Source organism: Pseudomonas sp. MF08875 (assembly GCF_059862525.1).
The window spans coordinates 82,540-101,472 of the sequence record NZ_JCBCUW010000010.1; the positions used below are offsets into that span (position 1 = coordinate 82,540).

At 63.8% G+C, this 18,933-nt stretch carries 16 protein-coding genes; 6 read left to right on the forward strand and 10 right to left on the reverse strand.

Annotated features, from left to right (window positions below; translation table 11 throughout):
• Window positions 1-43 precede the first annotated feature (43 nt).
• The 9 genes from fis to AC19YT_RS08120 all read right to left on the reverse strand — a co-directional run bounded on the left by fis (window position 44) and on the right by AC19YT_RS08120 (window position 10,204).
• Entirely contained in the window at window positions 44-364 is a 321-nt protein-coding gene (gene fis / locus AC19YT_RS08080) for a DNA-binding transcriptional regulator Fis (RefSeq protein ID WP_003186237.1), read from the reverse strand.
• Window positions 361-1,374 (reverse strand): tRNA dihydrouridine synthase DusB, encoded by a 1,014-nt coding sequence (gene dusB / locus AC19YT_RS08085; protein ID WP_095109548.1) that lies wholly within the window; start codon window positions 1,372-1,374, stop codon window positions 361-363. The genes fis and dusB overlap by 4 nt, the downstream gene beginning before the upstream one ends.
• Window positions 1,375-1,570: 196 nt before the next feature.
• Window positions 1,571-2,791, reverse strand: coding sequence for a DUF3426 domain-containing protein (locus AC19YT_RS08090; RefSeq protein WP_095109547.1), 1,221 nt, complete (start codon window positions 2,789-2,791; stop codon window positions 1,571-1,573).
• 30 nt (window positions 2,792-2,821) lie between these two features.
• Window positions 2,822-3,700, reverse strand: a complete 879-nt coding sequence (gene prmA, locus AC19YT_RS08095) for a 50S ribosomal protein L11 methyltransferase (RefSeq protein ID WP_500599219.1) — start codon at window positions 3,698-3,700, stop codon at window positions 2,822-2,824.
• Between the two features lie 270 nt (window positions 3,701-3,970).
• Window positions 3,971-5,332 carry an acetyl-CoA carboxylase biotin carboxylase subunit gene (gene accC, locus AC19YT_RS08100; protein ID WP_095109545.1) on the reverse strand — a complete coding sequence of 454 codons (1,362 nt, stop codon included), beginning with the start codon at window positions 5,330-5,332 and terminating at the stop codon, window positions 3,971-3,973.
• 17 nt (window positions 5,333-5,349) lie between these two features.
• The gene (accB, locus tag AC19YT_RS08105; RefSeq protein WP_095109544.1) at window positions 5,350-5,808 is read right to left on the reverse strand and encodes an acetyl-CoA carboxylase biotin carboxyl carrier protein; all 459 of its coding nucleotides are present in this window, start codon (window positions 5,806-5,808) and stop codon (window positions 5,350-5,352) included.
• Between the two features lie 24 nt (window positions 5,809-5,832).
• Window positions 5,833-6,288, reverse strand: coding sequence for a type II 3-dehydroquinate dehydratase (aroQ, locus tag AC19YT_RS08110; RefSeq protein WP_095109543.1), 456 nt, complete (start codon window positions 6,286-6,288; stop codon window positions 5,833-5,835).
• Window positions 6,289-6,517: 229 nt separating this feature from the next.
• Window positions 6,518-8,482, reverse strand: a complete 1,965-nt coding sequence (locus AC19YT_RS08115; protein WP_500610063.1) for a methyl-accepting chemotaxis protein — start codon at window positions 8,480-8,482, stop codon at window positions 6,518-6,520.
• A gap of 51 nt (window positions 8,483-8,533) precedes the next feature.
• Window positions 8,534-10,204 (reverse strand): diguanylate cyclase, encoded by a 1,671-nt coding sequence (locus AC19YT_RS08120; RefSeq protein WP_500610064.1) that lies wholly within the window; start codon window positions 10,202-10,204, stop codon window positions 8,534-8,536.
• A 259-nt stretch (window positions 10,205-10,463) separates the two neighbouring features.
• Here AC19YT_RS08120 and AC19YT_RS08125 point away from each other — a divergent pair, with 259 nt between their 5' ends.
• The 6 genes from AC19YT_RS08125 (at window position 10,464) to AC19YT_RS08150 (ending at window position 17,387) form a co-directional block, all read left to right on the forward strand.
• Window positions 10,464-11,531 carry a DUF2333 family protein gene (locus AC19YT_RS08125; RefSeq protein WP_095109540.1) on the forward strand — a complete coding sequence of 356 codons (1,068 nt, stop codon included), beginning with the start codon at window positions 10,464-10,466 and terminating at the stop codon, window positions 11,529-11,531.
• A gap of 3 nt (window positions 11,532-11,534) precedes the next feature.
• On the forward strand, window positions 11,535-12,071 hold the full coding sequence (locus tag AC19YT_RS08130; RefSeq protein ID WP_095109539.1) for an NUDIX hydrolase: 537 nt from the start codon (window positions 11,535-11,537) through the stop codon (window positions 12,069-12,071).
• A 224-nt stretch (window positions 12,072-12,295) separates the two neighbouring features.
• On the forward strand, window positions 12,296-12,667 hold the full coding sequence (locus tag AC19YT_RS08135) for a translation initiation factor Sui1 (protein ID WP_095109538.1): 372 nt from the start codon (window positions 12,296-12,298) through the stop codon (window positions 12,665-12,667).
• A 223-nt stretch (window positions 12,668-12,890) separates the two neighbouring features.
• A complete protein-coding gene (gene speA, locus AC19YT_RS08140; RefSeq protein ID WP_095109537.1) occupies window positions 12,891-14,804 on the forward strand; it encodes an arginine decarboxylase in 1,914 nt (637 codons plus the stop codon).
• A gap of 238 nt (window positions 14,805-15,042) precedes the next feature.
• A complete protein-coding gene (locus tag AC19YT_RS08145) occupies window positions 15,043-16,602 on the forward strand; it encodes a type VI secretion system Vgr family protein (protein ID WP_500599225.1) in 1,560 nt (519 codons plus the stop codon).
• Window positions 16,599-17,387: a DUF4123 domain-containing protein gene (locus tag AC19YT_RS08150; protein WP_095109535.1), complete on the forward strand. Its 789-nt coding sequence runs from the start codon at window positions 16,599-16,601 to the stop codon at window positions 17,385-17,387. The genes AC19YT_RS08145 and AC19YT_RS08150 overlap by 4 nt, the downstream gene beginning before the upstream one ends.
• Here the strand turns inward: AC19YT_RS08150 and AC19YT_RS08155 are convergent.
• The gene (locus AC19YT_RS08155) at window positions 17,384-18,733 is read right to left on the reverse strand and encodes an MATE family efflux transporter (protein WP_095109534.1); all 1,350 of its coding nucleotides are present in this window, start codon (window positions 18,731-18,733) and stop codon (window positions 17,384-17,386) included. The genes AC19YT_RS08150 and AC19YT_RS08155 overlap by 4 nt on opposite strands.
• Between the last annotated feature and the right edge of the window lie 200 nt (window positions 18,734-18,933).

Consider the following 18,933-nt stretch of genomic DNA (forward strand, 5'->3'; position numbering starts at 1 on the left):
GCGACCGGTTTGACCCGTTCGCCTTTCTGGTTTGATTGAATGCTTACAACAAATCGTACTGCTTGAGTTTCTTGCGCAAGGTGCCTCGGTTGAGCCCCAGCAGTTCGCTGGCCTTGGTCTGGTTGCCCTTGACGTAGTTCATCACGCTTTCGAGCAGCGGCGCCTCGACTTCGGAGAGCACCAGGTTGTACACATCCGTGACGGCCGCGCCCTCAAGGTGGGCGAAATAATTGTGCAGCGCCTTCTCGACACTCCCGCGCAGGGTCTGGCCCTCTTCGCTGGGTGTGTTGAGGTGCTGTTTCAAATTCACGTTGTCGCTCACGGGTGTTGTTCCACTCACTAAAGTCTCGGTCATCATCGTCATGCGGCCACCCCTTCTCCGTCCCCTGTCGCCAGGCTCTTGTAACGCTCGGCGAAGAACGCCTGAACGTTGGCGCATTGTGCTTCCGTATCATCCAAACGATTGAAGTGGGCGCGAAACTCCCTGGCGCCCGGCAGGGTTGCGAGATACCAGCCGACATGCTTGCGCGCAATGCGTACACCCATGACATCCCCGTAAAAGGCATGCAGTGCGGCCAGATGCTCAAGCAGAATACGTTCCACCTCGAACAGCTGCGGTGCCGGCAGGATTTGCCCGGTACGCAGATAGTGTTCGATTTCACGAAAAATCCATGGCCGCCCCTGGGCGGCCCGGCCGATCAACAGACCGTCGGCACCGGTGGCATCCAGAACCTGGCGCGCCTTGTGGGCCGAGTCGATGTCGCCATTGGCAAAGACCGGGATCGACACGGCCTGCTTGATCGCGGCGATGGTGTCGTACTCGGCTTCACCGGTATACAGGTCGGCGCGGGTGCGGCCATGCACCGCCAGTGCCGTGATGCCTGCCTGTTCGGCGATCTTCGCCACCGTCAGGCCATTCTTGTTCGCTCGGTCCCAGCCCGTGCGGATCTTCAACGTCACTGGCACATCGACCGCCGCCACCACGGCGTGCAGGATCTCGGTGACCAGCGCTTCATCCTTCAACAACGCGGAGCCGGCGGCCTTGTTGCAGACCTTCTTCGCCGGGCAACCCATGTTGATGTCAATAATCTGGGCCCCCAACTCGACGTTGGCCCGGGCCGCGTCCGCGAGCATCTGTGCATCGCCGCCGGCGATCTGCACCGAGCGGGGCTCGGGATCGCCTTCGTGGATCATGCGCAGACGGGATTTGCGGGTGTTCCACAAACTCATGTCGCTGGTGACCATTTCCGAGACTACAAGACCGGCGCCCAAACGCTTGCACAGCTGACGAAAGGGCTGGTCGGTGACGCCCGCCATGGGGGCGAGGATCAAGCCGTTGTGCAATGTGTATGGGCCGATGCGTACCGCCGACATAGGACTTCCCTGTTGTGGGGCCGGATCATGAGACTACGAAAAAGGGTTGGCATGATACCCGCTCTCGATGACTGGTTAAAGGCGCAATTGGATAAAATCTGAGCAGTTATTGCGTTATCGCCAGCGGTTTGGTTGGCGGATCAGCCAGTCAGAAAACCGCCGTCAATGGGCGGTCGAGCTTGTGGGCTGAACCGTTTTATTCGGGCGAATGAAAGCTGAGGCTGTAATTGACGGCCTTGGTACCGGGGTCAAGGATGTCCAGGGCGATGTGGATGGGCGTTTGCGGCGGCATTTCCGCTACGCCTTCGAGGTCGCCGCCCAGGTATTCCGCCGGCTTGAAGCGCCGGCTGGCGATCAAGTGGCCGTTCAGGTCGGCGAAGCGTAGCTCCAGCAGCGGAAAAGGTTGGGAAAACGGTGCGCGGTTGTAGATGATCGCGTCCACCACCAGAGCACCGCTGAAGTCCGGGTGGCTGCGCACCACCAGGTTGCTGCTCTTGATGCGGGCGATATCGACCTTGGACGGCACGGTGCAGCCGATTTGCGGGCACAGTTGCTGGAACCACGGGCGGTACTGATCCTGGCGCGCCAGTTCTTCAAAGTGGTAGGCGATGTACTGCCCGGCCAGTGCGCCGGCGGCGAGCAGGATCAGCAGGCCCCAGAGTAGACGGCGGCCCCAGGGCGAGCGGCGTTTTTGCGAGTCCAGGTGCAGCGGGTCGTCTTCCAGGTCCTGGAGGATTTCTTCGTGCATGGGCGGTTCGCTGCGTTCGCGTTTTTTGCGCGGTGCGGCAGGTTGCGGCGTGGCTTCGTCGAGGTCGTCGGCCGCGGACAGGCGTTCGTGGCGCGGTGCGGCTTGCTGCTCCAGGCGCAAGGGCGGGGCCGGGGGGGCGTCGTCCAGGTCGAGGGTGGAGAAGGACAGCGAGGGTTCGGTGCGCTCGGCCTTGGCCGGGGCTTCTTCGATGTCGTCGGCCAGGGGTGGCTCTGCGCTGACCGGCGGCTCGTCATTCAGGGCCCGGTCGGCGGCCGATTCGCTGAACAGGCTGTCGGACCACTGTTCTTCTTCGCCGGCCTGGCTGTCGCGGCTGGCGCTCAGGCTGTCTTCGCGGGGTTTGCTGGCGTCGGTGATGGGCTGGATTTCCCGCTGTTCGAGGCGAGCCAGCTCCTTGTCGAGGTCGAGGCTGTCCAAGTCCAGCTCGGTGGCGCTCCATTGCTTTTGGCTGATGGCGCGCGGCACTGGCGGTTGGGCGGCAGCGGGCGGCTGCACTTGCTTGCCCCGTTGCTCCAGCAATTGCTTGGCCGCGTTGAACACTTGCAGGCAGGAGCCGCAGCGCACCACGCCACGGGCCACGCTCAATTGGCCGTGGCTGACGCGAAAACGGGTCTGGCAGTGGGGGCACTGGGTGACGAAGCTGTCGCTCATGCGGCTATCCGGTTCGGGCGGGCGGCCATTTTAGCGCCGACGCCCGCTAATGCGCACCCAGCCGTCGCGATTGGCGATGGGGTCGAGGTCGAAGTCCTGGGCGTAGGCGGCGGCCACTTCTTCGCCCTGTTCGGCGAGGATGCCCGACAGCGCGAGGCGCCCGCCCGGCTTGACCAGGCTCGACAGCTGTGGCGCCAGGGCCACCAGCGGGCCGGCGAGGATGTTGGCCACCAGCACGTCGGCCTGGGTTTGCGGCAGGTCCTGGGGCAAGTACAGCGGGAACAGCGCTTCGGCGATGTGGTTGCGCCCGGCGTTGTCGCGGGACGCTTCCAGGGCCTGCACGTCGATGTCGGTGCCCACGGCTTGCTTGGCGCCCAGCAGCAGCGCGGCGATGGCGAGGATGCCGGAGCCGCAGCCGAAGTCCAGCACGTCGCAGCCTTTGAGGTCCTGGCCGTCGAGCCATTCCAGGCACAGCGCAGTGGTGGGGTGGGTGCCGGTGCCGAAGGCCAGGCCCGGGTCGAGCAGCAGGTTCACCGCCTCAGGCTCGGGGGCCGCGTGCCAGCTCGGCACGATCCACAGGCGCTGGCCGAAACGCATGGGTTGGAAGTTGTCCATCCAACTGCGCTCCCAATCCTGGTCGGCGATGATTTCGCTGTGATGCTCGGGCAACGGGCCGCCGGTCAGCAGTTCCATGTGGGCCAGGACGCTGTCGGCGTCGGTGCCGTCCTCGAACAGGGCCAGCAAATGGGTGTGGGACCACAGCGGCGTGGTGTTGAGCTCGGGCTCGAAGATCGGTTGGTCTTCGGCGTCCATGAAGGTCACCGATACGGCGCCCACTTCCAGGAACGCGTCTTCGTAGGTTTCGGCTTGTTCTGGGCTGATGGCCAGACGGACTTGCAGCCAAGGCATGGCGGGCACCTTTGAAAAATGAGGGTGCAGCCGGGTGCGGCTGCGAAAGCGCGCAAGTTTACGCCAGCGGGGGGCAGAAAACGAATCCTGGCATCAAGGTATGAGGTGCGGCAGATCCTGTGTGGGGGCTGGCGGGCTTGTAAGGGCGTAATGGCCGACGATAAATGCCGGGCTGAACCACCGCCATCGCGGGCAAGCCCGCTGCCACAGAGGAGCAGTGCAGATGCGACAAAGCCGCCCGTAGGCGGCTTTGTCGTAGTGCGGCGGGCCTTAGTGTTGCGCGGCCAGCTTGTGCTCCAGGTAGTGAATGTTGACTCCGCCTTTGCAGAAGCCTTCATCACGAACCAGGTCACGGTGCAGCGGGATGTTGGTCTTGATCCCGTCGACCACAATTTCGTCCAGGGCATTGCGCATGCGTGCCATGGCTTCGTCGCGGGTGGCGCCGTAGGTGATGAGCTTGCCGATCAACGAATCGTAGTTCGGCGGCACTGCATAACCGCTGTACAGGTGCGAGTCGACCCGCACGCCGTTGCCGCCCGGGGCGTGGAAGTGCTTGACCGTGCCTGGGCTTGGCATGAAGGTTTTCGGGTCTTCGGCGTTGATCCGGCATTCCAGCGAGTGACCGCGGATTACCACGTCATCCTGGGTGAACGACAGCTTGTTGCCAGCGGCGATGCTCAGCATCTCCTTGACGATGTCGATGCCGGTGACCATTTCCGATACCGGGTGCTCGACCTGGACGCGGGTGTTCATCTCGATGAAGTAGAAGCGGCCGTTCTCGTAGAGGAACTCGAACGTGCCGGCGCCACGGTAGCCAATGTCGATGCAGGCCTTGACGCAGCGTGCAAAGACTTCCTGGCGCGCCGTCTCGTCGATGCCCGGTGCCGGGGCTTCTTCAAGGACCTTCTGGTGGCGGCGTTGCAGCGAGCAATCGCGGTCGCCCAGATGGATGGCGTGGCCCTGGCCGTCGGAAAGCACCTGGACTTCCACGTGGCGTGGGTTGGTCAGGAATTTTTCCAGGTAGACCATCGGGTTGCCGAACGCTGCGCCCGCTTCGGAGCGGGTCAGTTTCGCCGAGGAGATCAGGTCTTCTTCTTTATGCACCACGCGCATGCCACGGCCACCGCCGCCGCCAGCGGCTTTGATGATGACCGGGTAGCCCACTTCACGGCCAATGCGCAGGGCGGTTTCTTCGTCCTCCGGCAGCGGGCCGTCGGAACCCGGAACCGTCGGCACGCCGGCAGCGATCATGGCGTGCTTGGCCGATACCTTGTCGCCCATCAGGCGGATGGTGTCGGCTTTGGGGCCGATGAAGGCGAAACCGGAGTTCTCGACCTGTTCGGCGAAGTCGGCGTTTTCCGCGAGGAAACCGTAGCCGGGGTGAATGGCGGTGGCGCCGGTCACTTCGGCGGCCGCGATGATCGCCGGGATGTGCAGGTAGGACTGGGCCGCTTGTGCCGGGCCAATGCACACCGACTCGTCGGCCAGACCCAGGTGCATCAGCTCCTTGTCGGCCTTGGAGTACACGGCGACTGTCTTGATGCCCATCTCTTTGCAGGCGCGCAGGATCCGCAGGGCGATTTCACCGCGGTTGGCGATCAGGACTTTTTCCAACTTCGCAGGTTTGTGCATCAAAGAATCTCCGCGGCTCAAACGATGGTGAACAGCGGTTGGTCGTACTCAACCGGCTGGCCGTCTTCAACGAGGATGGATTCGATCACACCGCTGGTTTCAGCTTCGATGTGGTTCATCATCTTCATGGCTTCGACGATGCACAGGGTGTCGCCTTTCTTCACGCTCTGCCCGACTTCAACGAAGGACGGCGAAGTAGGCGAGGATTTGCGATAGAAAGTGCCCACCATCGGCGAGCGGGCCACGGTGCCGTTGAGCACGGGGGCGGTAGGCGCGGCAGGCGCAGCGGCGGCTACCGGGGCAGCAGCAGGTGCGGCGGCCGGCGCGGCCATTGGGGCTGGCGCGTAGTATTGCTGTTGCGGGGTCTTGCTGTTGCGGCTGATGCGAACGGACTCTTCGCCTTCTTTTATTTCCAACTCGTCGATGCCGGATTCTTCCAGCAGTTCGATCAACTTCTTAACTTTACGAATATCCATGAATCGTCAACTCCCAAGGGTCGGTCAGGGGCGTTTAGCTTGTTGTTCAAGCTGTTCCAGGGCGGCCTCCAGGGCCAGTCGATAACCGCTGGCGCCAAGGCCGCAGATCACTCCGACTGCAACGTCTGAGAAGTAGGAGTGATGGCGGAAAGGTTCGCGTTTGTGCACGTTAGACAAATGCACTTCGATGAATGGGATGCTCACCGCTAGCAGCGCGTCACGTAATGCGACGCTTGTGTGCGTAAAAGCTGCGGGATTAATCACAATGAAGTCCACGCCTTCATCGCGGGCGGCGTGGATGCGGTCGATCAATTCGTACTCGGCGTTGCTTTGCAGGTACAGCAGGTGATGGCCGGCATTGCGGGCGCGCTGCTCCAGATCCTGATTGATCTGCGCCAGGGTGGTTGCCCCGTAGACGCCCGGTTCGCGGGTGCCGAGCAGGTTCAGGTTGGGGCCATGCAGCACCAGTAGGGTCGCCATCTGCTGTTCCTTGTTATCGATGTGCAGTTGTCAGAACCCGGCGACTATGCCGCAAAGCCTTTGTGACTGTCCAGTTCCCTGCAATAGCCAGCACGATGAGCGATGTTCGCGCGAGATATGTGACCCGCAGCGCGCTTGTGGTCAGTGTGGGACGGATCTTGCCGGCCCGCAGGCTGCCCCGCCGAGCAGGCTCGGTTCTACAAAATCCCTGCGCAACAGCGGCCGGGCGCTACACCCGAAACGCCTGCACCGCCGTATTGAGCTGCCCGCCCAGGGCCAGGAGGTGGTCGCCTTGCTCGCGGCCTTCGCCGATGCGCAGCAGGTTGTCGCCGCCCAGTAGATGGATGCGCTCGCTGTGGTCGCGGATTTCGCTCACCGCACCGCTTTGTTGTGCGGTGACGTCGGCGATGCGCACGGCGGTGTCGGCGATGGTCTGGATCGCACCGACGATTTCGTCCAGTGCGCCGTCGGCGGCCTGGGCCTGGTTGGCGGTGGCTTCGGCGTGTTCAACCTGGGCGCGCATGCCTTCCACCGACTGGCGCGCGGCCAGTTGCAGGCCGGCGATCAGGGTCTGGATCTCGGCGGTGGCGCCCGCGGTGCGCTGGGCGAGGGTGCGCACCTCTTCGGCGACCACCGCAAACCCGCGGCCCATCTCGCCGGCGCGGGCCGCTTCGATGGCCGCGTTGAGGGCCAGCAGGTTGGTCTGGTCAGCGATCGAGCGGATCACCGTGAGCACGCCGCCAATGGTGGCCGACTCTTCGGCCAGGTGTTCGATCATTTGTGCATTGCCCTGCACTTCGCCCACCAGAGCGTGCAGCCCGGTCAGGCTCTGGCCGATGACTTTCTGCCCGTGTTCCACCGCCAGCCCCGCGTGGCGGCTGGCGTCGGCGGCCTGGCTGGCGTCGCCGGCTACTTGCACGATGGTGGCTTCCAACTCGCCGAGCGCATCGCGGATTTGCGCGGTGTCCCCGGCCTGGCGCTCGGCGCCGCCGTGCAGGCCGCTGCTCAACTCGGCCAGGGCATGGCTGCTGGCCGCCACTTGCTCGGCGTTGAGGCGGATGGTGCCCACCAGGTCCACCAGATAGGCGCGCAGGCGATTGAGGGATGCTTCGATGTCATGCAGTTCGCGGTTGGTGGGGCCCAATTTGATGTCGCGGCTGAAATCGCCCTCGGCCCAGGTGGACAGGGCCGGCGCCAGGTTGGTCAGGACGCGGGCGAGGCGGCGTTGCAAGGTGTCGATCAACAGTGCGATCAGCAGGATCAGGCCGATCATCAGGCCTTGGATCAGCCGCACTTCGCTTTGTATCTGCCCGTGTTGGGCGCGCACGGTGGGTTCGAGGCCGGCGATGGCGAGCTGCACGGTGCTGATTTTTTGCCGCGTGGCGGCGCCCAGGCCAGCCCGTTGTTCGATTTGGCTGCGGGTGCGGGCCAATTCCGCCGGGTAACGGGCCAGCAAGCTATTGAGTTCACGTTTGAGGCCGATCCCTGCATCTTCAGCGACCTTCTGTTCATTGCTTTCCAGCCCCATCAGCGCTGCGAAGTCGTTGCTGTTGGAGTCGCTGCTGGCAGCGACGCCGAGCAAGGGGAGGGCGTCGAGGCGTTCGGCCTGGGCGCGGATGTTGTCCACTTCGCGCTCGACGTCGGCGGCCAGTTCGGCGCGCCCGCTGCTGACCAGTTTTTCCCGGGCCAGGGACAGGGTGGTGAGGTGCTGGGAGGCGTTGAACAGCAGCGGCAAGTAGCCCCACGCGGCAGGGTTGGCGCCGGCGCCGCTGGCGTACTGGTTCAGTTGCTCGACACTGGCCGCCAATTCGCGCTCGGCTTGCAACAGCAAGGCTTGCGGGTCGCCGGCCAGTTTGCCGGCGGCCAACAGGTCGGTTTTGCTGAAGTCTATGAGTTCGCTCAGGCTCGGGCGCACGCGCTCGGCCAGGTCGGCGGGCATGGCCGCCAGTTCCTGCTGCAAGGCATCCATGGCCTGGCTGGCGCTGCTCAAGCGCAGGGCGTCGCCGTTGGCCAGGTAGTCTTCGATGTTGCGCGCCACTTGGTTCTGGAATTGCTGCGACAGGCCCAGGTAGCGCTCCATCAGCAGGTAGGGGCGCTCCAGCGCCCGCTGCGACCACCACAGGGTGGCGGCCAGGGCCAGGCAGACGGCAACCAGCAGGAGGGTGTTGAGATTGGTCAAACGCTTGAGGCGCATCTAAGTCTCTACCAGTGACAGAGGTAAGCGCCTGAATTTATTGCGTTTGTGTTACGGGGTTGTGACGGCTTCGGTGGATTCCGGTGAAAAGATGGCACTTTGCTTTGATTGCTGGGCCGCTTGTACCCGGTTGCGCCCGGCATCTTTGGCGCGGTACAGCGCTTCGTCGGCCTGGCTGGCCATCATCAGGCTGTCAGAGCCTTCGCGCAGTTCCACCACCCCGGCGCTAAAGGTGCACCACAAATCCTGGGGCTGGGCCGGGTAGTGAATTTCGGCAAAGCGCTGGCGGATTTGGTCGAGCACCTTGTAGGCCGATTCAACGTCTGTGTCGGGCATCACAATGGCGAATTCTTCGCCGCCGTAGCGCCCGATGAAGTCGGTCTTGCGCAGCCGCTGCTTCAAAAACAGCGCCAGGCTCTTGATAACGCGGTCGCCCATGGGGTGGCCGTGGCTGTCGTTGACCCGTTTGAAGTGGTCGATGTCGAGCATGGCAAAACTCAACGGCTTGTTCTCGCGCCGCGCACGGAAGCTGCAGTCTTCGAGCAATTGCAGGATGTGGGTGTGGTTGTACAGCCCGGTCAGGCTGTCGCGCACCATGCGCGCCTTGAGGTGGCGGGCGCGGGCGGCGCGGTTGCGCACGGTGGTAATCAGGTGGCGCGGCTTGATCGGCTTGGTGAGGAAGTCGTCGCCGCCCTCGCTCATGGCGTCGAGCTGCTTGTCCAGGTCGTCTTCGGCCGACAGGTAGATGATCGGCACGCTGACGTAGCGGTCGTTGTGGCGGATCACCTTGGCCAGTTCCGTGCCGGTGCAGGCCGGCATGTACATGTCGAGGATTATCAGGTCGGGCTGGAAGTCCGCCAGTTCGGCCATGGCCTGGATCGGCTCGATCAGGGTGCGGGTGACGATCCCGGCGCTGTTGAGCAAGCGCTCGGTCTGCAGGGCCTGGGCGCGGGAGTCATCGATAATCAGCACTTTATAAGGCTCGTACTGGGCGACGCAGGTCAGCACCTCGATTTTTTCCAGCAGGCTGGAGGCCTCCAGGGTGCCGGTCAAAAACTCCTGGCCCCCGGCCCGCACCGCCGCCAGGCGTGTGGGGGTGTCGGTTTCGTGCAGGCTGAAAAACAGCAGCGGCAGCTTGTGCTCCAGGCCTTCCTGGGCTTCGGCGGCCAGTACCAGGCCCATGCCCGGGCCGCAGAAATCCACGTCCATGACGATGGCCGCCGGCAGGCGTTCGACCAGGGAAGCGCGGAACACCTCGATGCTATCCAGGGACTGGGCGCTGAGGCCGAAGAATTCCAGTTGCTTGGCCAGCCGCTCGGCGCGGTCGTGGTCTTGCAGCATCACGTAGATGGGTTTGCGCAGCGGCGGCAGGAAGGTTTGCTCGAACTGGTCGCCGTGACGCAGGCCAGTGCGCGACAGGCGTTGCATCAGGCGATTGAGGTCGGTAATGAGTTCACTGCTTAAGCGCCCGCGGTTGGCGTCCACCGCTTGCAGCGCCTGGCTGATGCTGCGGGCCAGCACCGTGTGCTCGGGTTGCTCGAAGCGCTCGGCAAAACGCAGCAGGCGCAGGTTGGCTTCGCCCAACTCCGACAGGTCGACGTTGGACCACTCACTGCGTTGCAGGCGCTGCCATATCTCAAGTATCTGACGTGCCTGATGAATTACCCGCTGGGCAAAGTGGTGCTTGAGGCGCTCGCGGCTGGGGTCTTCTGGCTCGGTCATATCCTGACTACTAGTTAGGCTGCATGCTGAGGTCGACTGGTGGCTCTATGCTAGCACCTCTTTTCAGTGGGATGAGTGTCGTACGTCAATAATCTGCTGGGTGGCACGATTCAGTTTTTGACCGCCGGGTCAATTTGCCTTCTTCAGCGCGTTGGCGCAGATAGTTGGGGTTTAAACCAATCGCCGGTGCCGGTAAAAGGCACGTTGTTGTAAGGTTGCGGTCGAACCGATGAATCCCCAGATCTGAAAGGACATAGCCATGCTGGACTGGAAGAACCGCGCAGGTAGCGCGCCTGAACATGCCGCGCAACCCAAGTCGGCGACCCGCAGCTATTTTGGTGGGCTGTTGTTCAGCCGCGCGTTGGCGACGTTGGTCGGCCTGTATTTATTGGTGGCCATTGCCTTGGGTTGGTACTGGAGCCAGGAGCCGGCGCTGTTCCCGGTGCAGCAAAACGCCCAGGTGGCGGCCGAGAAAGAAGGCAAGCCGATGGTCATCGGCTACACCACGGTGGAAACCCTCAAGACCGTAGCTGGCACGTTGCTCAGCAAGCAGGGTGGCTACATTTCCAACGACCGTTTCCCGCCGGGCCTGTGGATGGACAACATGCCGAGCTGGGAATACGGCGTGCTGGTGCAGGTGCGCGACTTGAGCCGCGCCCTGCGTAAAGACTTCGCCCGCTCCCAGTCGCAGTCCGCCGAGGACGCCGACCTGGCCAAGGCCGAGCCGCGTTTCAACTTCGACAACAAGAGCTGGGTGCTGCCGTCCAGCGAGTCCGAATACCAAGAAGGCATCAACTCCCTGAGCCGTTACCAGGCGCGGTTGTCCGACCCGAACCAGAAGGGCGCGCTGTTCTACTCCCGTGCCGACAACCTGAACAACTGGCTGGGCGACGTGGGCACGCGCCTGGGTTCGCTGTCGCAGCGCCTGTCGGCCAGCGTCGGCCGGGTCAAGCTCAACACCGCATTGAAAACCGAGGCGCCGGCGCCGGGGCAGATCCTGCAAGTGGACGAAGAAGTGGTGGAAACGCCATGGATGCAGATCGACAACGTGTTCTACGAGGCCCGTGGCCAGGCTTGGGCCTTGTCCCACTTGCTGCGCGCCATCGAAGTCGATTTCGCCGACGTGCTGGCCAAGAAAAACGCCACGGTCAGCGTGCGCCAGATCATCCGTGAACTGGAGGCGTCCCAGGAGCCGGTGTGGAGCCCGATGATTCTCAACGGCAGCGGCTTCGGCGTGCTGGCCAACCACTCGCTGGTGATGGCCAATTACATTTCCCGGGCCAATGCCGCGGTCATCGACTTGCGTCAGCTGCTGTCCCAGGGCTGAACCATGGTCGATGCGTCCAACGAGGCGGCCCACCGGGCGGCCTCCGATGCCGAAACCATCGCCTGGGTCGACGAGCAGGACAACCTGCTCGGCGCCCTGGTGCGACGTGACTTGCGCGAACGCGGCCTGATCGGGCGCGGTACGTACATCCTGCTGTTCAACTCTGCCGGTGAGCTGTGCGTGCACCAGCGCACCGAGAGCAAAGCCATCTACCCCGCTTATTGGGACGTGGCGGCAGGGGGCATGGTGGCGGCGGGCGAAACCTACGCCGAATCGGCGGCTCGGGAACTGGAAGAAGAGCTGGGCGTGGCCGGTGTCGAGTTGACCGCCCACGACCATTTCTACTTCGAGGACACGGGCAATCGCCTGTGGTGCTCGGCGTTTTCCGCGGTCTGGGACGGCCCGTTGCGCTTGCAGCCCGAGGAAGTGCAGCGGGCTCATTTCCTGCCCATGGACGTGGTGCTGCGCGAGATCAAGGAAAAGCCCTACTGCCCAGACTCCCTGGCGGCATTGCAGCGCTACCTGAAACGACCGCTATAGCCAGACACCCGCGGACCCTCTGCTTAGCGAGTCGCAAAAGTCGCATAAATTTGCGCGAATTGGCTCTTAGCAAGTAGGCAATTTGCCGTTACACTGCGCGACTTTTCAAGCTGCACCGGCCTGGCCCGGTTCAGTAGCGCTGCCCCTGCCTGAGTGGGGCTTCGCGGTCGAGGGCCCTTGCCAAAGTGCTTCGACCAGTCTTTGTCCTCACAAGAGGATTGCCGGTGGCCAAAAAAGCCGCATCCTTCGCCGCCCTCGGTGGCTTGGTATTTTCCACCGACGCAGGTCGCCACTGCCCGGACTGTAGCCAGCCCGTGGCGGCCTGTATCTGCAAACAGACCCTGCTCCCGGCCGGCGACGGCATTGCCCGCGTGCGCCGCGAAAGCAAGGGCCGTGGCGGCAAGACCGTGACCACCATCAGCGGCGTGCCGCTGGCCGAAGACGCGCTCAAAGACCTGGCCACCAGCCTGAAAAAGCGCTGCGGCACGGGCGGGGCGTTGAAGGACGGGGTCATCGAGATCCAGGGCGATCACGTCGAACTGCTGCTGGCCGAGTTGCTCAAGCACGGCTTCAAGGCGAAGAAGTCCGGCGGCTAGCAGCCTCTGTGAAAACCACCTCGGCTTGACTCTTTGTCCTGTTTTCCTACAGGGCTTGGCGTCGTCTCCATGGTTTTCACAGAGCCTGTTCTGACTGGTTTCTAAACTCTGTCCTGGCAGCGAGGTCTACCTCCCTTACAGGCAAACCGTCACTTTCATTCTCTAGACTGCGCCAGCCTCTGATTGGGCCGGTGCTCTTTGACTTCATTTATAGGGGACTTCGATGTCCGTACGACGCACACGCAAAGACGATGGCAGCCAATGGACAGTTGCGGACAGCCGCAGTGTTTACGGGATTCGCCATTGGGGGGCCGGATATTTCGCGATCAATGACGCCGGTCGCGTCGAAGTTCGTCCGAACGGCCCGAACAGCTCGCCTATCGATCTGTACGAGCAAGTCGATCAACTGCGCCAAAGCGGTTTGTCGCTGCCGTTGCTGGTGCGCTTCCCCGATATCCTGCAAGACCGCGTACGCCAACTGACCGGCGCCTTCGACGCCAACATCGCGCGCCTGGAATACCAGAGCAAATACACCGCGCTGTACCCGATCAAGGTCAACCAGCAAGAGGCGGTGATCGAGAACATCATCGCCACCCAGGACGTGTCCATCGGCCTGGAAGCCGGCTCCAAGCCGGAGCTGCTGGCGGTGCTGGCCCTGGCGCCCAAGGGCGGCACCATCGTTTGCAACGGCTACAAGGACCGCGAGTTCATTCGCCTGGCCCTGATGGGGCAGAAGCTGGGTCACAACGTGTTCATCGTGATCGAGAAAGAGTCCGAAGTTGAACTGGTGATCGAAGAAGCCAAGGCCCTCAAGGTCAAGCCTCAGGTCGGCCTGCGGGTGCGTCTGTCGTCGTTGGCGTCGAGCAAGTGGGCAGACACCGGCGGTGAGAAATCCAAGTTCGGCTTGTCGGCCGCGCAACTGCTGTCGGTGGTCGAGCGTTTCCGCGACGCGGGCCTGGACCAAGGCATCCGCCTGCTGCACTTTCACATGGGTTCGCAGATCGCCAACCTGGCGGACTACCAGCACGGCTTCAAGGAAGCTATCCGCTACTACGGCGAGTTGCGCAACCTGGGCCTGCCGGTCGATCACATCGACGTCGGTGGTGGTCTGGGCGTGGACTACGACGGCACTCATTCGCGCAACGCCAGTTCGATCAACTACGACATGGACGACTACGCCGGTGTCGTGGTCGGCATGCTCAAGGAGTTCTGCGACGCGCAGAACCTGCCGCACCCCAACATCTTCTCCGAGAGCGGCCGTTCCCTGACCGCGCACCACGCCATGCTGGTGGTGCAGGTCACCGATGTCGAGAAACACAACGACGACGTGCCGGTGATCGAGAACAAGGAAAACCTGCCGGAAACCGTGCAATGGCTGGTGGACCTTTTGGGCCCGACCGATATTGAGATGGTCACCGAAACCTACTGGCGCGCCACCCACTACATGAGCGATGTGGCCGCCCAGTACGCCGATGGCAAGTTGACCCTGGCCGAAAAAGCCTTGGCCGAGCAGTGCTACTTCGCCGTGTGCCGGCGCCTGCACAACTCCCTCAAGGCCCGCCAACGCTCCCACCGCCAGGTGCTGGACGAACTCAACGACAAGTTGGCCGACAAGTACATCTGCAACTTCTCGGTGTTCCAGAGCCTGCCCGACACCTGGGCCATCGGCCAGGTGCTGCCGATCCTGCCGCTGCACCGCCTCGATGAAGAGCCGCTGCGCCGCGCGGTGCTGCAAGACCTGACCTGCGACTCCGACGGCAAGATCAAGCAGTACGTCGACGAGCAGAGCATCGAGACCAGCCTGCCGGTCCATGGCTTGAACGAAGGCGAGGATTATCTGCTGGGCATCTTCCTGGTGGGCGCTTACCAGGAAATCCTCGGCGACATGCACAACCTGTTCGGTGACACCGACTCGGTGAACATCTACCAGAACCCCAACGGCACGGTGTACCACGCCGGCATCGAGACCCACGACACCATCGAGGACATGCTGCGCTATGTGCATTTGTCGCCCGAGGAGTTGATGACCCACTATCGCGACAAAGTGGCCAGCGCCAAGATCACGGCCGCCGAGCGCACCCAATACCTGGATGCGTTGCGCCTGGGTCTGACGCGTTCGTCGTACCTGTCGTCTTGAGGTAGCAGCCTCGTTATGCCTGAAAACGCCCCGCCTATGCGGGGCGTTTTCGATTTGGCGTGTACGGTTTTTCCTCTATATGTAAGGGGTTTTTCAGGCGACCCGAGGGTTGCCCTAACGCTCCAGTAGGTTTGTCTGTTTTTTGTGTAGGTCTGTTCCTGATCTGCCCTCTTGCTCTCTACTCGAACCGGTCTCTCGGAGAGAATCCCCAGTCGCCCTTCCTGTTAGAGAGACGCCAATGCCTGATCCAGCCTGCGAGCCTTTATTTCGTCTGGATATAGCGGGCCAGGGCCGCGGCTTCGAGGTGCTGGCGTTCACGGGCACCGAGGCCATTAGCACACCCTTTGTCTTCGACCTGCAGGTGCAGGTGGGCGACTTGGCACCTGACGCCGGGCGCCTGATGTACCGCGATGCCTACTTGCACATGGACGGCCGTTGCGGCATCCACGGGCAAATCCACGGCGTGGTCCAGGCCGACCCCTTGGCCCGGCCCGCCGTATGCCGCTTGCGCCTGGGGCCGAAACTGGCGTGCCTGGGGCAGCGCTTCAATCAGCGGGTGTTCAGTGACCTGGGCGTGCCGCAAATCCTCATGCAAGTGTTGCGCGAGCACGGCATTCACCAGGAGGGCTGGCGTTTCGACCTGGTCGGCGACTACCCGGTGCGCGACTACTGCACGCAGTACAGCGAGACCGACCTGCAATTTCTCCAGCGCCTGTGCGCCCAGGAAAACATCCACTACCACTTCGAGCACCACCGGGCCGGCCATTGCCTGGTGTTTGCCGACACCCACCAGGCTTTCGCCCGGCAACCGCCGCGCCTGCTGGGCACGGAGCGCTTCCACCTGCAATTGCGCGAACCCCTCGGGCTGGGCAGCCCCGGCCCGGTCGAAGGCCACAGTGACCTGGTGGACCTGCGCAGCGGCGTCATCCTGCCGCTGGCCGGGCACAGCCGCAGCGCCTGGAACCGCCTGTGGCTGCTGACGGGCGTGCAGCACCAGGGCGGGCGCTGGGGAGCACCCGATACGGCCGACAGCGGCGGTTATCGCAACCATTTCCGCGCCCACCCCCTGGACATGCCCTACATGCCCGCCCACCCGCCGGCCGAGCCGCTGACAGGCATCGTCCAGCGGGCGTGGGTGGTCGAGCCTCTGGGCGATCAGTCTGTGCATGCTGCCCAGGGGCGGGTGGCGTTGCGTTTTGAATGGCTGTACTCGGGGCGCGGGGCCGCCACGGACTACTGCTGGGTGGCGGTGTCGCCGCTGCTCACTGAGGAAGCGATCAAGGGCTTGCTGCCCGGTGTGGAGGTGCTGGTCAGTTTTGCCGAAGGCAACCCTGACCGCCCGCTGATTATTGGCTACCTGGCGGGGCAGCAGGTACCGGCCGCAGATGCCGGGCAATGGATGATCCCGCCTCAGGAGCCGGACCGCGCCGTGATCGAAGCGACCCTGGACCGCACCCAGTTCATGGAGGCCGGGCGTGGCATTGAAGTGACCGGCGACCTGGAACTGGTGATAAAGGGCGATGGCGAGTTGCAATTCAATGTCGGCCAGAGTCAGGTCAAGACCCAAGGTGACGGGCTTGACCTGTGCGGCGCGCAAGTGGTGCTGGACGCCCGCCCGGCGCAATCGGGGCATAGCGATGAAGGCGAGGGCCAGCAAGGTTTGCTGGAGCTGCTGCAAGGTGGCCACCCGCTGGTGATGCTGTGCATGCTGCCGGCCGGCGGCAGTTACAAACACTGCCGGGAGCGGGTCTGTACCTGTCGGGCGCTGGCCCGGTTCCGCCAGAGTGGTGCGGCATGAACCCGGCACAGATCCCGCAGCAGGCGGCGCAGTGGTTCTTGCTCGATGTACCCGGTTCGCCCCAGGCCCGCCAACAGGCGCACCTGCTGGACGGGCACTGGCACGCGCTGTTCGAGGCCACCGATTTGCGCGCGTTGGCGCAGCAGGGGCCGGTGCTGATCGACCTGGAGCGCCACCCCGCGCTGGCCGTGCTGTGCCGTAGCCAACCTCTGGCCTGGCCAGGGTTATTCCTGGGCAGCAACGCCTCGCTGCCCACCCTGTTGGGCCATTTGCGGCGCATGCTCACGGTGACCATCGGCCTGCACTTCAAGGGGTTGCTCAGCTACTACAACCCGCAAACCGCCAGCTATTTTTTCGACGCCTGCGATGCCACCGAACTGAGCCGCTGGCTGGGGCCGGTCGAGCTGCTGTTCTGGCATGGCGGCACCTGGGCCGACAAAGCGGTCGGCAGCCTCGGCTGGCAGCAACTGACCAACCCCGCGCTGCCCGGGCACCGCTTGCGCATTGAGCAAAGCCTCAACAGCCGCCAGCAAGGCAAGTTGCAAGAATGCCTGCTGGAGCGCCACGCCTACCAATGGAGCCTGGACACCGAGCTTGAATACGAGGTGATCTGGGGCCACTTGCAAGAGGGCCTGCGCCACGGTTTTTGCGAGCATGGGCTGCTCGATGACTGGCTGCGCCTTCGCCTGCGCTACCCCTACGCCAGCGTGCCCGAAGGCCCGGCGGGCAGCGCCAGCGAACGCCTGGCCCGGTTGCGTCAGGTGTGGGAGGGGCGTTCGGGTTAGTGGGCGCCGGCGATAAACCATTGGTCGCGGGCCTGCAAGCGCCAGGCGATGACCGCCAGGGTTGCACTGCGCAGCAGCATGAACAGTAGGAACGTCAACCACAGCCCATGGTTGCCCAGCCCTTGTAGCCCCCAAGCGAAGGGCAGCACCAGCAGCATCGTTAACAGCATGCCGTTGCGCATTTCCCGGGCGCGGGTGGCGCCGATGAACAAGCCGTCCAGCAGATAGCTCCACACCGCGATCAACGGCAGCAGTGCCAGGTAAGGCAGGTACTCGAACGCGGTCTGGCGCACGTCGGGCATGTCGGTCTGCATCTGGATAAACAAATGGCCGCCCAGGCCGAACAGCGCGGCAAAGCCCAGGCTGGCCAGCAGCGACCAACCGCAGGCCACCACCAGTGCGCGGCGCAAGGCCGGCCGGTCGCGGGCGCCGATGGCATGCCCACACAGTGCCTCTACCGCGTGGGCCAAGCCGTCCAGCGCATGGGCGGTGAGCAGCAGGCCGTTAAGCAACAAGGCGTTGGCGGCCACCGTGGCGTCCCCCAGCCGCGCGCCTTGCACCGTGATAAGAAAAAACACCGACTGCAACGCGAGGCTGCGGATAAAAATGTCGCGGTTCACCGCCAGCAACGGCCGCCAGCTCTGCCACAACGCCAGCGCGGCCCAGGCAATGTGCCCGGGGTAGGCGCGCAGGGCTTTGCGGGTCATGGCCAGGCCGATCAGGGCGCCGGTCCACTCGGCAATCACCGAGGCCCGCGCCGAACCGACCACGCCCCAGTCCAGCTCCAGCACGAACCACAGGTTCAGCACGATGTTGACCAGGTTGGTGCTCAGCAGAATCGCCAGCGGCGCCCGGGCGTTCTGGGTGCCCAGGAACCAGCCCACCAGGGCATAACTGGCCAGCGCGGCGGGCAAGCCGAAGAGGCGGGTGTGGAAGAAGTCGCGGGTGAGCTGGTCCAGCTCGGCGGACGGCTGCATAAAGTGCAGGGCCACGCCACTCAGCGGAACTCCCAGCGCCCCCAGCAGCACCGACATGCCCATGGCCAGCAACAGCCCCTGCAACAGCACCTGGCGCAACGCGGCGCCATCGCCGCGCCCGGCCGCCTGGGCGGCGAACCCGGTGGAACCCATGCGCAGGAACCCCATCGCCCAGGCAAGGAAGGTGTAGAGGCTGGCGCCCACCGCGACTGCGCCCAACTGATGGGCGTGGGGCAGATGGCCGATCACCGTGCTGTCCACCAACGCCACCAAGGGCACCGAAATGTTCGACAGAATCATCGGTGCCGCCAACGCCCAGACGCGCCGGTGGGTGGGGCGGTGACGCCAATCGCTAAGCAGGGTAGACATGAAGGGCTCCAGGCAAGAGGCGGCATTGTAGCTGCCCGCCCCCCGGCGCACAGCCCGCGCTCGGCTGCGCGGCGGCCGTAAAAATGCCACGGCATAACGTCGCCATGGGGTTGCTGCGCACCCCCGCGCGGGCAAACCCGTTTGCTACGGGGAAATCAGCCACGCCCGCGAACCAAACCGCCCTCTGTCGGTCAATGTGA

Bases quoted from the DNA above. Each gene is read 5' to 3' on its own strand.
- AC19YT_RS08115 (WP_500610063.1), bottom strand. From the start codon at position 8,482: ATGCGCCTCAAGCGTTTGACCAATCTCAACACCCTCCTGCTGGTTGCC.
- accB (WP_095109544.1), bottom strand. From the start codon at position 5,808: ATGGATATTCGTAAAGTTAAGAAGTTGATCGAACTGCTGGAAGAATCC.
- fis (WP_003186237.1), bottom strand. From the start codon at position 364: ATGACGATGATGACCGAGACTTTAGTGAGTGGAACAACACCCGTGAGC.
- AC19YT_RS08150 (WP_095109535.1), top strand. From the start codon at position 16,599: ATGAACCCGGCACAGATCCCGCAGCAGGCGGCGCAGTGGTTCTTGCTC.
- AC19YT_RS08090 (WP_095109547.1), bottom strand. From the start codon at position 2,791: ATGAGCGACAGCTTCGTCACCCAGTGCCCCCACTGCCAGACCCGTTTT.
- AC19YT_RS08120 (WP_500610064.1), bottom strand. From the start codon at position 10,204: ATGACCGAGCCAGAAGACCCCAGCCGCGAGCGCCTCAAGCACCACTTT.
- accC (WP_095109545.1), bottom strand. From the start codon at position 5,332: ATGCACAAACCTGCGAAGTTGGAAAAAGTCCTGATCGCCAACCGCGGT.
- AC19YT_RS08155 (WP_095109534.1), bottom strand. From the start codon at position 18,733: ATGTCTACCCTGCTTAGCGATTGGCGTCACCGCCCCACCCACCGGCGC.
- dusB (WP_095109548.1), bottom strand. From the start codon at position 1,374: ATGTCGGCGGTACGCATCGGCCCATACACATTGCACAACGGCTTGATC.
- aroQ (WP_095109543.1), bottom strand. From the start codon at position 6,288: ATGGCGACCCTACTGGTGCTGCATGGCCCCAACCTGAACCTGCTCGGC.
- prmA (WP_500599219.1), bottom strand. From the start codon at position 3,700: ATGCCTTGGCTGCAAGTCCGTCTGGCCATCAGCCCAGAACAAGCCGAA.
- AC19YT_RS08145 (WP_500599225.1), top strand. From the start codon at position 15,043: ATGCCTGATCCAGCCTGCGAGCCTTTATTTCGTCTGGATATAGCGGGC.
- AC19YT_RS08130 (WP_095109539.1), top strand. From the start codon at position 11,535: ATGGTCGATGCGTCCAACGAGGCGGCCCACCGGGCGGCCTCCGATGCC.
- speA (WP_095109537.1), top strand. From the start codon at position 12,891: ATGTCCGTACGACGCACACGCAAAGACGATGGCAGCCAATGGACAGTT.
- AC19YT_RS08125 (WP_095109540.1), top strand. From the start codon at position 10,464: ATGCTGGACTGGAAGAACCGCGCAGGTAGCGCGCCTGAACATGCCGCG.